Source organism: Christiangramia sp. OXR-203 (genome assembly GCF_034372165.1).
Classification (GTDB): Bacteria; Bacteroidota; Bacteroidia; order Flavobacteriales; family Flavobacteriaceae; genus Christiangramia.
Genome location: NZ_CP139698.1, coordinates 1,618,787 through 1,632,496 on the forward strand (window position 1 = coordinate 1,618,787; position 13,710 = coordinate 1,632,496).

General features: G+C 38.0%; 15 protein-coding genes. 14 read left to right on the top strand and 1 reads right to left on the bottom strand.

Annotated elements, in window-relative coordinates; genetic code table 11:
• The 7 genes from lpxD to T8I65_RS07325 all read left to right on the top strand — a co-directional run bounded on the left by lpxD (position 1) and on the right by T8I65_RS07325 (position 5,586).
• The gene (gene lpxD, locus T8I65_RS07295; protein WP_141877639.1) at positions 1-1,026 is read left to right on the top strand and encodes a UDP-3-O-(3-hydroxymyristoyl)glucosamine N-acyltransferase; all 1,026 of its coding nucleotides are present in this window, start codon (positions 1-3) and stop codon (positions 1,024-1,026) included.
• Positions 1,019-2,416 carry a bifunctional UDP-3-O-[3-hydroxymyristoyl] N-acetylglucosamine deacetylase/3-hydroxyacyl-ACP dehydratase gene (locus T8I65_RS07300; protein WP_322302728.1) on the top strand — a complete coding sequence of 466 codons (1,398 nt, stop codon included), beginning with the start codon at positions 1,019-1,021 and terminating at the stop codon, positions 2,414-2,416. The genes lpxD and T8I65_RS07300 overlap by 8 nt, the downstream gene beginning before the upstream one ends.
• 5 nt (positions 2,417-2,421) lie before the next feature.
• The gene (lpxA, locus tag T8I65_RS07305; RefSeq protein ID WP_141877641.1) at positions 2,422-3,207 is read left to right on the top strand and encodes an acyl-ACP--UDP-N-acetylglucosamine O-acyltransferase; all 786 of its coding nucleotides are present in this window, start codon (positions 2,422-2,424) and stop codon (positions 3,205-3,207) included.
• 6 nt (positions 3,208-3,213) lie between these two features.
• Entirely contained in the window at positions 3,214-3,780 is a 567-nt protein-coding gene (gene efp / locus T8I65_RS07310; RefSeq protein WP_298247039.1) for an elongation factor P, read from the top strand.
• A 3-nt stretch (positions 3,781-3,783) separates the two neighbouring features.
• Complete coding sequence (locus tag T8I65_RS07315; protein WP_322302729.1) at positions 3,784-4,713, top strand: UDP-3-O-(3-hydroxymyristoyl)glucosamine N-acyltransferase; 930 nt, start codon at positions 3,784-3,786, stop codon at positions 4,711-4,713.
• Between the two features lie 5 nt (positions 4,714-4,718).
• On the top strand, positions 4,719-5,114 hold the full coding sequence (locus T8I65_RS07320; protein WP_322302730.1) for a nuclear transport factor 2 family protein: 396 nt from the start codon (positions 4,719-4,721) through the stop codon (positions 5,112-5,114).
• 106 nt (positions 5,115-5,220) lie between these two features.
• A complete protein-coding gene (locus T8I65_RS07325; protein ID WP_322302731.1) occupies positions 5,221-5,586 on the top strand; it encodes a BlaI/MecI/CopY family transcriptional regulator in 366 nt (121 codons plus the stop codon).
• 146 nt (positions 5,587-5,732) lie between these two features.
• Here the strand turns inward: T8I65_RS07325 and T8I65_RS15745 are convergent, their stop codons facing one another.
• Positions 5,733-5,816 carry a hypothetical protein gene (locus T8I65_RS15745; protein ID WP_416173213.1) on the bottom strand — a complete coding sequence of 28 codons (84 nt, stop codon included), beginning with the start codon at positions 5,814-5,816 and terminating at the stop codon, positions 5,733-5,735.
• A 107-nt stretch (positions 5,817-5,923) separates the two neighbouring features.
• On the opposite strand from T8I65_RS15745, the gene T8I65_RS07330 reads away from it, so the two are divergent.
• The 7 genes from T8I65_RS07330 to hisG all read left to right on the top strand — a co-directional run bounded on the left by T8I65_RS07330 (position 5,924) and on the right by hisG (position 13,703).
• Positions 5,924-7,567: a M56 family metallopeptidase gene (locus T8I65_RS07330; protein WP_416173214.1), complete on the top strand. Its 1,644-nt coding sequence runs from the start codon at positions 5,924-5,926 to the stop codon at positions 7,565-7,567.
• A gap of 151 nt (positions 7,568-7,718) precedes the next feature.
• Complete coding sequence (gene sucD / locus T8I65_RS07335) at positions 7,719-8,594, top strand: succinate--CoA ligase subunit alpha (RefSeq protein ID WP_141877647.1); 876 nt, start codon at positions 7,719-7,721, stop codon at positions 8,592-8,594.
• Between the two features lie 110 nt (positions 8,595-8,704).
• The gene (fabG, locus tag T8I65_RS07340; RefSeq protein WP_026916300.1) at positions 8,705-9,451 is read left to right on the top strand and encodes a 3-oxoacyl-[acyl-carrier-protein] reductase; all 747 of its coding nucleotides are present in this window, start codon (positions 8,705-8,707) and stop codon (positions 9,449-9,451) included.
• Between the two features lie 12 nt (positions 9,452-9,463).
• Positions 9,464-9,664 carry a hypothetical protein gene (locus T8I65_RS07345; protein ID WP_322302733.1) on the top strand — a complete coding sequence of 67 codons (201 nt, stop codon included), beginning with the start codon at positions 9,464-9,466 and terminating at the stop codon, positions 9,662-9,664.
• Positions 9,665-9,762: 98 nt separating this feature from the next.
• On the top strand, positions 9,763-11,799 hold the full coding sequence (locus tag T8I65_RS07350; RefSeq protein WP_322302734.1) for a hypothetical protein: 2,037 nt from the start codon (positions 9,763-9,765) through the stop codon (positions 11,797-11,799).
• 14 nt (positions 11,800-11,813) lie between these two features.
• Positions 11,814-12,629: a prohibitin family protein gene (locus T8I65_RS07355; RefSeq protein WP_141877650.1), complete on the top strand. Its 816-nt coding sequence runs from the start codon at positions 11,814-11,816 to the stop codon at positions 12,627-12,629.
• A 210-nt stretch (positions 12,630-12,839) separates the two neighbouring features.
• Positions 12,840-13,703 carry an ATP phosphoribosyltransferase gene (gene hisG, locus T8I65_RS07360; RefSeq protein ID WP_322302735.1) on the top strand — a complete coding sequence of 288 codons (864 nt, stop codon included), beginning with the start codon at positions 12,840-12,842 and terminating at the stop codon, positions 13,701-13,703.
• Positions 13,704-13,710 lie beyond the last annotated feature (7 nt).

The following is a 13,710-nucleotide window of genomic DNA, read 5'->3' on the forward strand; positions in this document are numbered from 1 at the left end:
ATGAAATTTAAAGCAAAACAAATTGCCGAGATATTGGAAGGTAAGGTGGAGGGAAATCCTGAAGCCGAAGTTTCTGAACTTGCCAAAATAGAAGAGGGGAGTGAAGGCTCACTAACCTTTCTAAGTAATCCTAAATATAACAGCTTTTTATATACCACGAATGCGAGCGTTACGATCGTTAACGAAAACTTTGAGGTTGAGCAACCAGTAAATACTACATTGATTAAAGTAAAGGATGCCTACAAGGCTTTTTCAACTTTACTTGAATATTATAACCAGATCAAGCTAAATAAGTCAGGAATTGAGAATCCTAGTTTTATTGCTGAATCTGCTACTCATGGTGACGGATTGTATCTGGGTGCTTTTGCATATATAGGAGAACAGGTGAAACTGGGAGAAAATGTAAAGATTTATCCGAATGCTTATATAGGTGATAATGTGCAGATAGGTGATAACACGACTATTTTTGCCGGAGTGAAGATCTATTCTGAAAGTATTATAGGAAACGATGTGACTATTCACAGTGGCGCGGTAGTTGGTGCTGATGGTTTTGGATTTAGTCCGGGAGAAACTGGTGCGTATAGTAAAGTTCCGCAGATAGGGAATGTTATTATTGAGGATCATGTGGATATTGGAGCAGGAACGACAATAGATCGTGCAACCTTAGGCTCCACGATTATTAAAAAAGGTGTGAAACTGGATAATCATATACAAATCGCACATAATGTAGAAATAGGAGAGAATACTGCTATTGCTGCACAAACTGGTGTTGCCGGATCTACAAAGATTGGAAAGAACTGTCTTATTGGAGGACAGGTAGGAATCGCCGGGCATCTAACGATTGGAGACCGTGTGAAAATACAGGCCCAATCTGGTATTGGTAGAGATATTAAGGATGATGAAATGCTTCAGGGGTCGCCAGCATTTGGTTATGGTGATTATAATAAGTCCTACATACATTTCAAAAACCTACCGAAAACAATGAAATTAATTCACCAACTGGAAAAAAAGATTAATAATGGCTAATAAGGTTTCAAAACAAAGAACCATAAGGGAAGAAATTTCTCTTGAAGGCGTTGGCCTGCATACTGGAAAAGAAGTAACGCTAACTTTTAAACCAGCACCTGTAAATACAGGCTATGTTTTTAGAAGAACAGATCTTGAAGGATCTCCTGAAGTAGAGGCAGATGTCAACTACGTTGTGAATACCCAGCGTGGAACTAACCTTGATAAGAAGGGTGTTACGATCCAGACTTCGGAACATGTACTTGCTGCCTGTGTAGGTCTTGAAATAGATAACTTATACATTGAGCTTAATGCTCCGGAACCACCAATTATGGACGGTTCTTCCAAATTTTTCGTAGAAGCTCTTGAGAAAGCTGGTACTGAAGAACAGGAAGAAGACAGAGATGAATTCGTGGTGACCGATATTATTTGTTATCGTGATGACAACGGATCTGAAATCATCCTTATGCCTGCAGATGAATATCAGGTGACAACCATGGTGGATTTTGGAACCAAAGTACTTGGTACTCAGAATGCTTCAATAGAACATATTTCAGAATTTAAGACTGAAATTGCCGATTCCAGAACATTTAGCTTTCTGCATGAAATTGAAACTTTACTGGAACATGGGCTTATTAAAGGTGGGGATCTAAACAATGCGATCGTATACGTAGATAAAGAGATTAGTGAAGATACTCTTCAGAAGTTAAGAGTAGCTTTCGATAGAGATGATATTTCAGTAAAACCTAACGGGATTCTGGACAACTTAACATTACATCACCCAAACGAAGCAGCAAGACACAAACTGCTGGATGTAATTGGGGATGTGGCTTTAGCAGGTACAAGGATTAGAGGTAAAATCATTGCCACTAAACCTGGACATTATATTAATACCGAATTTGCTAAGAAATTAGCCAAGGTTATCAAAGCTGAAAAGCGTAATAATGTACCAAAGATCGATCTCTCACAACCGCCACTAATGGATGTGAATGATATCATGAATACGTTGCCGCATAGATCTCCGTTTCTTTTAGTAGACAAGATCTATGAGCTTACAGATACTCACGTAATCGGGATGAAGAATGTGACCATGAACGAACCATTCTTTGTAGGTCACTTTCCTGGGAAACCAGTCATGCCTGGTGTTTTACAGGTAGAAGCCATGGCTCAAACGGGTGGAATTTTGGCTTTAAAGTCGGTTCCGGATCCCGAAAACTATCTAACCTTCTTTATGAAGATCGATAACGTGAAGTTTAAAAGACAGGTAGTGCCTGGGGATACTCTAATTTTTAAGCTGGAGTTGCTGGCTCCTATACGTCGTGGAATTTGCCAGATGCAGGGTTATGCCTATGTAAACGGACAATTAGCGACGGAAGCCATCCTAATGGCACAAATTGTAAAATCAAAATAAAAACTATGAACCAACCTTTAGCATATGTGCATCCGGGAGCCAAGATCGCCAAGAATGTGGTGATCGAGCCTTTCGCGACCATACATAATAATGTAGTGATTGGAGAAGGTACTTGGATTGGTTCCAATGTTAGCATCATGGAAGGTGCACGTATTGGTAAGAATTGTAGTATTTTTCCAGGCGCAGTTATTTCTGCGGTGCCTCAGGACAAGAAATTTAATGACGAAGATACGCTAACTGTAATAGGAGATAATACTACCATTCGGGAATGTGTCACCATAAATAGAGGAACTACAGATAGAATGAAGACGGTAATTGGGAACAATTGCTGGATCATGGCCTATTGCCACGTTGCTCATGATTGTATTGTAGGGGATAATTGTATTTTTTCAAATAACAGTACCCTTGCAGGTCATATAAACGTTGGGGATCATGTGGTTCTCGCAGGAATGGCGGCAATTCAGCAGTTTTGCAGCATTGGAAAACATGCATTTGTTACCGGTGGATCTATGGTTAGAAAAGATGTCCCGCCATTCGTAAAAGCGGGTAGAGAACCTCTAAGTTATGTAGGAATTAATTCTATCGGACTTAGAAGAAGAGGTTTTTCTACGGAAAAAATTCGGGAAATTCAGGATATTTATAGAATATTATACCAGAAGAACTATAATAATTCCCAGGCGGTCGCAATCATTGAAGCTGAAATGCAGGCAACTGCAGAGCGGGACGAAATATTAGAATTTATTAAAAACTCACAAAGGGGTATCATGAAAGGATACTTCAGTTCAAACTAAAAACTTATGGCTAGTACCAGTGATATCAGAAACGGTTTATGTATTCGTTACAACCACGATATTTATAAGATCATTGAATTTCTACATGTAAAACCAGGAAAAGGCCCAGCATTCGTTAGAACCAAGCTGAAAAGCGTTACTACAGGAAAAGTTCTTGATAATACATTTTCCGCAGGGCATAAGATCGAAGATATTCGGGTTGAAACTCATAAATATCAGTTCTTATACGAAGATGGCGAATTCTGGCACTTCATGAACGTTGAAGATTACACGCAAATTCGACTTACAGAAAATGCTCTGGATATGCCAAAGCTTTTGAAGGAAGGCGAAGTGGTAACTATTCTTATCAATACTGAAGATAACATGCCACTTTCAGTAGAAATGCCCGGAAGTGTAGTATTAGAGGTTACGCATACAGAACCTGGTTTGAAAGGAAATACCGCTACAAATGCTACAAAACCAGCAACTGTAGAAACTGGTTATGAAGTGAATGTTCCTCTTTTTATCAACGAAGGTGATAAGATCAAGATCGAAACCGAAAAAGGTACTTATAAAGAGAGAATTAAGGAATAATCTATGAAATTCCCTCAAGAACATAAGCTGTCTCAGATAGCAGATCTTATTGATTGTTCGTATGTAGGTGAAGCAGATTTTCTTGTGCTGGGTATGAATGAAATTCACGTAGTAAATCCGGGAGATATCGTTTTTGTAGATCATCCTAAATATTACGATAAAGCACTGAACTCTGCAGCGACTGTTATTCTAATTAATAAAAAAGTGGACTGTCCTGAAGGCAAAGCTTTACTTATTTCTGAAGATCCTTTCCGCGATTTCAATAAGCTTACACGCTATTTTAAACCATTTGAAAAACTGAATGCTACTATCGCAGAATCTGCAAAGATAGGTGAAGGATCTGTCGTGCAACCAAATGCCGTTATTGGAAATAATGTAACTATTGGTAAGAATTGTCTTATCCACGCAAATGTTACCATTGGTGATAATTGTGTGATTGGTGATCATGTGATTATCCATAGTGGAACGGTACTGGGCGGTGATGCATTTTATTATAAAAAGAGACCAGAAGGATTCGATAAACTACTATCCGGTGGTAGAGTAGTAGTGGAGGACCATGTGGAGATAGGAACGAATTGTTCGATAGATCGCGGGGTTACTGGAGATACTACCATTGGTGAAGGTTCCAAGCTTGACAATTTAATTCAGATAGGACATGATACTGTTATCGGAAAAAATTGTTTATTAGCATCTCAAATTGGAATAGCCGGTTGTGTGATTGTAGAAAACGATGTCACTATCTGGGGACAGGTTGGAATTAGAAGTGATGTTCGAATTGCTACCGGAACGGTTCTTATGGCACAATGCGGAGTTTCAAAAGATACAGAACCTGGCACAACCTATTGGGGCACGCCTTTTGGTGAAGTTCGAACAAAACTTAGAGAATATGCGGCGATAAAACAATTGCCGGAGATTGTCAAAAAATTAAAATAAGATTTATGGATCTAGAGACTAAAGATATTGTAACCAAATTTTATGAATCCAACTTCTATAAAGATGAAGAAGTGTTGAAATCCTATCTTCATCCAGATGTTGAATTACGCTGGTACGGTACTACAGGATTCAGAAAATTAAATTTGGATGGTATTTCTGAGATAACGAAAGAGATTTCAGAATCATACGAATCATTGCGGGCTGAGACTGAAAAGATCATCTCTAATGGGAATGAAGCTGCAATCCATTTTACCTATTTCGTTAGAACTATAGAAAACCCCGAAGAAGAAATGCCGCTAGCGCATTTTGTTGCTATGTGGGAGCTGAAAGATGGAAAACTATACAAGGGCACCCAAGTTAGTCAGCTAGGTGAAGAGATCGATGATGATCCCTGGTCATAAAACTTTAAACCCTCTGATTTACAGAGGGTTTTTTTATAATCAAACTCTTCTATGTTTGTAGAATCAAATAATTATTCTACATTTGTAGAGAATCAATATCTGTTTTATGTTACTTTCTAATGCTGAAGAAGAATTAATGCAATTGCTCTGGAAGCAGGAGAATGCTTTTATGAAAGATCTTGTCGAAGCTTATCCCGATCCAAAACCTGCTACGACAACTATTGCAACTTTGCTTAGAAGAATGCAGGATAAAAATTTTGTTGCTTATGAGCAGATAGGCAGGTCCAGAGAATATTATCCAAAAGTGAGCAAGAAAGCTTATTTCTCTAAAAGAATGAATGGGATGATCAAGTCCTTTTTTGATAACTCCGCATCGCAGTTCGCGTCTTTCTTTACTGAAGAAACAGATCTTACGGATGATGAATTGAAAAAATTGAGAAAGCTGATTGATGATAAAATAAAAAAGGACTGAGATGCTGGAGTATATCTTAAAATCTACGGGGTGTTTACTGGTGCTTTTTGGCTTCTATAAATTTTTCCTTGAAGCTGAAAAATCTAATAGACTAAAGCGTTTATATCTCATCTTCATGCTATTATTTTCAGCGATCCTACCATTTATTAGCATTTCTTACGAGGTTGCTGCGAAAGAGTTCGTTGACACTGCGCCGATGATAGTAATACCATCTGAAAACTCATCAGCAAGACAGGGAACTGGTTTTTTAGAACAATATGGGAGTCAGATTTTGCTAGGAATTTACTTGATTGGGTTTATCGCATTTTTACTTCGGTTTTTATGGAACCTTAATAAAATGCGGTTGACTATAAGAACAGGTCAGCTTAAAAAAGAATTACCGTATATCTATGTACTGCTTGGTAATTCCATCAATCCTTTCAGTTTCCTGCATTATATATTTTTCAGTAGAAAGGAATTTAAGAACGCAAAGATTTCAGAAGCGGTGATAGCACATGAAAAAGCGCATGTAGATCAAAAACATTCCTGGGATCTGCTATTTCTTGAATTGGTACATGCGATTTTCTGGTTCAATCCTATATTTATATTTATCAAAAATTCCATCAAATTAAACCATGAGTTTCTAGCAGATGAGCAAGTACTTGCAAAGCATCAAAATCTAAAGGATTATAGTGAACTTCTTTTAGGTTACAGCCGGGGACAGGATCATAATGTTCTGGCAAGTCCCATCAATCATTCATTAATCAGAAAACGAATACTTATGATGACAAAAAATCTTTCAGCCAGAAGGCTGAGTATGAAAATGCTGCTTTTGGCACCTATTCTTGGTGGTTGTATCTATACTTTCAATGAAGAAATTGTAGCGAAGTCAATTGATGAAAACTCGGAATTGATCGAGTTTCAGAAGAAAAATTCGGTTTATATCACAGTGAACAATGAAGATATTCTTTTGTATGACAAGCCTGTATCCCTAAATGATTTTGCAGAGGAGTTGGATAAGCTTACAAAGAACTGGAACGACTGGCAGTTGAAAAATCCATATTTTTATGTAGACTTCGCTAATTCAACTACCGGTTTTATTGAAAAACTTAATGCTGAGTATCGCAGAACTGAGTTATCCAGAAATTCGGGAACTGAGTTTCTAGCTCCAAGCACTCCAGACACAGCCGCAACGCCACCACCACCTCCGCCACCAGCTGTACGGGCTATAGAAGGCAGAGAATCATCAAATAGTACCTCAAATTCAGCTATTGTAGAACAAAGAGACAATCTCTTCAGTATTCAGGTATCAGGCAACACGCTTCGAGTTAATGGTGTGAAAACGAATCCTAATAAGTTAAGTGAAAAACTGGATAAACTTTCCGAAGGGAAAACAGACGAGGAGTTAAAAAATTATAATTTTAGAATGCAAGTGACCGACCCTGCGCCTGGGTTTATGGAATCATTGAACAACGAATTTAGAAAAAGCAGAATGTCCAAAGTTAGCGGTCATGATATTCTTCCACCGCCACCTCCAGTACACCGTGGTGAAGATCATCAAGTTCCCAAGCCACCAAAACCGCCTAAATCAGCAAAACCACAAAAGGCACCTAAACCACCAAAACCACCTAAGAGTCACAAGGCTGCTAAGCCAGGGAAACATGTTACAGTTGAGGAAGAGTTAGTAGCCGCTGAATCCTTAGAGGTCATTTACGCTAAGGAAGAGAACGACATTAAAGATAAGAAGCTAAAGAACAAGTCAAAAGTTAGAGACAAGAACAAACAAAAAGCGGTGCCAAATCCTCCAGGACCGCCAGCCGCTCCAGATCCATTAAAGACAATCAAAGAGATCAATGCAGAGGGTGGAAGTTTTTTCTATAACGGCAGAAAGATATCGGCTAAAAAAGCAACTAAGATTATAGAATCAAATAACTATACGAAGATTGTTGTTAATCAAACAGGAGATTCAAATGGTTTAATGAAGATTATAGGAAGTAGATAATTTTAGAAATCCCGATGCAAACTCATCGGGATTTTTCATTTCAGGTTAATTTTATATCAACTTTAAGGTTTTTTATCGCAATAATCTATAAAATGACTTTAGGTTTTATATTTAAAAACATACTTTTGTGTTCCAAAATTAAAAGACATTTATGAGCGTTTTAGTCAATAAAGATTCTAAAGTAATCGTGCAGGGTTTTACCGGTAGTGAAGGTACTTTCCATGCTGAACAAATGATAGAATACGGTACAAATGTAGTTGGTGGAGTTACTCCTGGTAAAGGAGGGCAAAAGCATCTTGATAAGCCAGTTTTCAATACAGTTTCTGAAGCTGTAGAGCAGGTTGGAGCAGATGTTTCTATCATTTTCGTACCACCAGCTTTCGCTGCAGATGCCATTATGGAAGCTGCCGATGCTGGAATTAAAGTGATTATTACTATTACTGAGGGAATACCTGTAGCAGACATGGTAAAGGCTTCAGATTATATTAAAGACCGTGATTGTAGATTGATTGGACCTAACTGTCCAGGTGTTATCACTCCGGGAGAAGCTAAAGTTGGTATCATGCCAGGTTTCGTTTTCAAAAAAGGAAAAGTAGGGATCGTATCTAAATCTGGTACGCTTACCTATGAAGCTGCAGATCAGGTTGTAAAACAAGGTCTTGGTATCACTACTGCGATTGGTATTGGTGGGGATCCAATTATTGGAACTACTACGAAAGAAGCTGTAGAATTATTGATGAACGATGATGAAACTGAGTGTATCGTAATGATCGGTGAAATTGGAGGTCAGCTTGAGGCTGATGCTGCACAGTGGGTAAAACAAAACGGTAACAGAAAGCCAGTTGTTGGATTTATCGCTGGAGAAACTGCTCCTGCTGGACGTACAATGGGACATGCTGGTGCGATCGTTGGAGGAAGTGAAGACACTGCTCAGGCTAAAAAGAAGATCTTAAGAGAGAATGGAATCCACGTGGTTGATTCTCCTGCTGAAATAGGGATGAAAGTTGCTGAAGTTCTAAAAGGATAAGCAAACCCGAAATAATTTAAAACCCTTCTTATACTGTAAGAAGGGTTTTTTTATGCAAAGCTTTGGGCTTTTGCTATATTTGGAAAGACAATTAACCAAGATCAAGTTATATGAAATTACTACAAGGAAAGAATGCCATCATCACAGGTGGTAGTAGAGGTATTGGAAAAGGAATCGCTCAGGTTTTTGCCGAGCATGGAGCCAATGTCGCATTCACCTATAATTCTTCGGCACAGTCTGCTGAAGATCTTGCAAAAGAATTAGAAGCTAAAGGTGTAAAAGCTAAAGCCTATCAATCTAATGCTGCCAGTTTCGAAGAAGCTCAGAAATTGATCGATGATGTAAATGCTGAATTTGGGTCGATAGACATCGTGATTAACAATGCTGGTATAACAAAGGATAACCTTTTGATGCGAATGAGCGAAGCAGATTTTGACAAGGTGATCGAGGTTAACCTGAAGTCTATATTTAACATGACTAAAGCCGTACAAAGAACCATGCTTAAGCAACGTTCTGGTAGTATCATTAATATGAGTTCTGTAGTAGGAGTGACCGGAAATGCCGGACAATCAAACTACGCAGCATCTAAAGCCGGGATCATTGGGTTTTCAAAATCGATGGCTCAGGAACTTGGTTCCAGAAATATTAGAACAAACGTAGTAGCTCCAGGTTTCATCGAAACCGAAATGACCGAAAAGCTTGATGAAAAAACAGTACAGGGCTGGAGAGATTCTATTCCTTTAAAACGTGGTGGAAAGCCTGAAGATATCGCGAATACATGTGTGTATCTTGGTAGTGATTTGAGTTCTTACGTGACGGGACAGGTGATCCATGTGGATGGCGGAATGCATACTTAATTGAATAATCTTATGAATCTAAAATTAAATTGGAGTCAATGGAAGGGACTTGCGGTGATGGTCTTATCTGGAATCGCCACATATTTGTTGCCTCAGGATTCTCTACTTCAGACTCTTTCGGGAGCATTGATGGGAGTGGGGTTGGCCTTTCTTCTGCAATTTATTCCGTTTAAATGGAGTGAATTAAATTTTAGAAGAAGATCTGCTAATTAAGTGTATGAAACCCAAGGTTTAAAATTAATCGAGCTTTGTGGCTTACAGAATCTGTAATCAGTCTATAATTCGTATTTTCACTATACCAACGTGAATTAATGAACATTCAAATAATATTATTGATAACCCTGGCGCTTTTAATAGCTCTGGGGTTTTCTTTTTACCTGAATCTATATAAAAACACGAAAAGTTCCGGGAACTATGCACTTTTCGGACTTCGTAGTTTTTCTATATTTCTGATTCTTTTACTGCTTGTTAATCCCAAGATCACTCATACTGAACGCTTTCAGGTGAAAGAGAAACTGGTAATATTATCCGATGCTTCAGAGTCCATTAAAATTCTTCAGAAGGATTCTGTGGTTCAGAATTTTCAAAACAAGATTCTCTCTTCAGAAAAATTAAATAATAAATTCGAAATTATCAATTACAACTTCGGAAAGGAACTTATAACATCAGATAATACTTCGTACTTCAGTGAAGACCTCACCAATATTCAGCAGTCTTTAAAACAGGCTGAAGAGCTAATGAATAATAATAAAGGTGTACTTGTTTTACTTAGTGACGGAAATCAAAATACCGGCAGAGACTTTCGATATTATAAATCTTCAGGAACTACTGAAATACTACCTGTAATTATAGGCGACACAAGTAGTTTTGAGGATGTAGCTATACAGCGAATCAATGTAAACAGGTATGCCTTCCTGCATAATAAATTTCCTGTTGAAATTTTCCTGAGCTATTCCGGATCTAATGAACGTACTACAAAGTTGCAGATCCTGAACTCTGGAAAAGTTATCTTTCAGAAGGATATAGAATTTTCTGAAAAGAATAGATCATTGATAATAAATGCTGAACTGGAAGCTAAAAGTATCGGACTCAAAACCTATACGGCCAGGCTGAGCAAATTACCAGATGAGAAGAATGTCAGAAACAACACCGAAAACTTCTCCGTTGAAATTGTAGACGAAAGTTCTAAGATTTTGATTCTAAGTCCAGGTCCTCATCCAGATCTGGGAGCTTTGAAGACTGCTATAGAATCGAACTCACAACGTAAGGTTGAGATTCAATATATTCCTGATTTTAATAATAATGAAATATCTGATATACAGTTATTTGTACTGTACAATGTAAACCGAAACTTTCAAAAAACCTTAGAGTCAATTTCTGGTCTTGAGGCAGGTAAGTTATTCATTACAGGACCCGAAACCGACTGGCAATTTCTGAACGAACTCCAATTAGGGTTCTCTAAAAATAGCATCGATCAGGAACAAGATGTTTTTGCTCTAAAGAACGACAATTTCACCATTTATCAACCAAAACATTTGGCATACGAAGATCTACCGCCTCTACAAATCGCATTCGGTAAAACTGAGGTCGAAGCTAATCGTTACGCAGTACAGTTATACCAGAAAATTCAGGGAGTCGAAACTGATAGTCCGCTTCTTGCCGTTTCCAGATCCAAACCAAAAATCGGTTTGCTTACGGGTGAAAATATTTGGCGTTGGAGAGCGGCAAGTTTTCGAAAATATCAGAATTTCGAGCAGTTCAATGCATTTATCGGCGACCTGGTGCAAAATTTAAGCGCTGTGAAATCTAACGAAAGATTGATCGCAGAGCATCCTCAATCATTTCTGGAAAATGAATTTGTAGAAATAAGCGCTACTTATTACGATGAGAATTACAGCTTCGATTCCGGAGCTAATCTTAATCTCAGTATTTCGGATAGTCTGGGAAATCCTGTTTTAAAATCCAGTCTTGTAGTCAGGAACCTGCAGTATGTGGCAGAGATTGGGAATCTTGCACCTGGGAATTACACTTATAAATTACAGGTTGAAAATACAAATTTGATAAAGAATGGATCTTTTAACGTGCTCAATTATAATGCGGAAGAGCAACAGCAAACAGCAAATCTGGAAGCCATGCAATTCCTGGCATCGAATAATAATTCAACCATGTTTTACGAAGATCAGTTTAAAAACTTTGAAAACTACTTGTTGAAGAATGATAGGCACAGGCCAATTCTGAAAAGCGAACAAAAAACCGTACCTTTGATAGACTGGTACTACCTGCTATTTCTTGTTGTATTTGCCCTTGCCCTGGAATGGTTTTACCGAAAATATAAGGGTCTAATTTAAGTTCAAAAATTTATATGGAAAGATTACCTAAAATTGGTATCCCGTTATTTATCGGGTTAGTCATTGTAATAATTTTACTTGCAAAATCTACTGTAACTATCGATTCCGGAGAAGCCGGAGTTCTTTACAAAACATTTGGTGGTGGTGTTGTAACTGAAGGAAGTCCTCTTTCTGAAGGATTCCATGTGGTTGCACCCTGGAACAAAGTCTTTGTCTACGAAGTGCGTCAACAATCCATCGATGAAGAAATGACTGTATTATCTTCAAATGGTCTGGAAATTAGCCTGGATGCTTCCGTATGGTTTCAGCCAGAATATGAAGCTCTTGGTAAATTACACCAGGAAAAAGGAGAGGCTTACATTCAACGTTTACTTCAGCCAGCGATAAGATCTGCAACCAGGGCTGTGGTAGGACGTTACAATCCAGAGCAACTTTATGCCAGTAAGCGGGAAGCAATTCAGAAGGAAATCTTCGACGAAACAAACCTACTTCTGGAAGATCAATATGTTCAGGTGAATGAGGTTTTAGTAAGAGATGTTTCCTTACCGTCTACGATCAAAGATGCGATCGAACGCAAACTTAGACAGGAACAGGAGTCGCTTGAGTACGAATTCCGACTTTCAAAAGCAGAACAGGAAGCAGAAAGACAAAGAATTGATGCTGAAGGTAAAGCACGTGCGAACACTATTCTTAGTGAATCACTTACAGATAAAGTACTTCAGGAAAAAGGAATTCAGGCTACCGTAGAACTGGCAAAATCACCAAATAGCAAGGTGATTGTTATAGGTTCTGGTGAAGGTGGAATGCCAATTATTCTTGGTGACAATTAATAAACAAATATTAAAAATTAAAAAACTGGTTTTATAATTCAGATTTTTATTTAGCTTTGGCATCACAATGACGAATTTTAATGTACATCACCATCATTTTTTACTCCACGCTCAAGCGAGGTAAATTTGATATGTTGTAACACTAACTATAATATCATAACCCGTTTGAGAAATCAAGCGGGTTTTTTTATTCCTAATATTAACTAAATTATGAGTCAGCAAAAATTAAGAATCGCAGTACAGAAGTCAGGAAGACTTTTTGAAGATTCTATCAAGGTTTTAAAAGATGCAGGTATTTCCATTGATAATGGGAAAGAGCAGCTAAAAGCATCATCGAGAAATTTTCCATTAGAAGTGATGTATTTGCGTAATGGTGATATTCCTCAATATTTGAGGGACAGTGTGGTAGATGTTGCCATTATTGGCGAGAATGTGCTTATCGAGAAGGGAAAAGATATTATTAGAGGAGAGAAACTTGGTTTCTCTAAATGTAAAGTTTCCCTCGCGGTTCCTAAGTTTTTTAAATACAACAATATCAAGGATCTTGACGGACTCAAAATCGCCACTTCCTATCCAAACACGGTTAAAGACTATTTGCAGGAGAAAGGTATCTCTGCCGATCTTCATATCATTAATGGTTCTGTTGAAATTGCTCCTAATATTGGGCTTGCAGATGCCATTTGCGATATTGTGTCCAGTGGAAGTACACTTTTTAAAAACGGACTCAAGGAAGTTGAAGTAATGCTGAAAAGTGAAGCGGTATTAGCGATTTCTCCTAAGATTACTGAAGAGCGTAAGCAGATACTAGAAAAGCTGCAATTCAGATTAAAATCTGTATTGAACGCGCGAACTTCAAAGTATATTCTTCTGAATGCACCTGATGATAAATTGGAAAAGATTATTAGCCTGCTTCCCGGGATGAGAAGTCCAACTGTTTTACCTTTGGCAGAGAAGGGATGGAGTTCGATCCATACCGTGATCAATGAAGATAGGTTTTGGGAAGTTCTTGATGAACTGAAAAGTAATGGTGCTGAAGGAATTCTGGTAGCACCAATAGAAACTATGGTACTTTAATTTACAA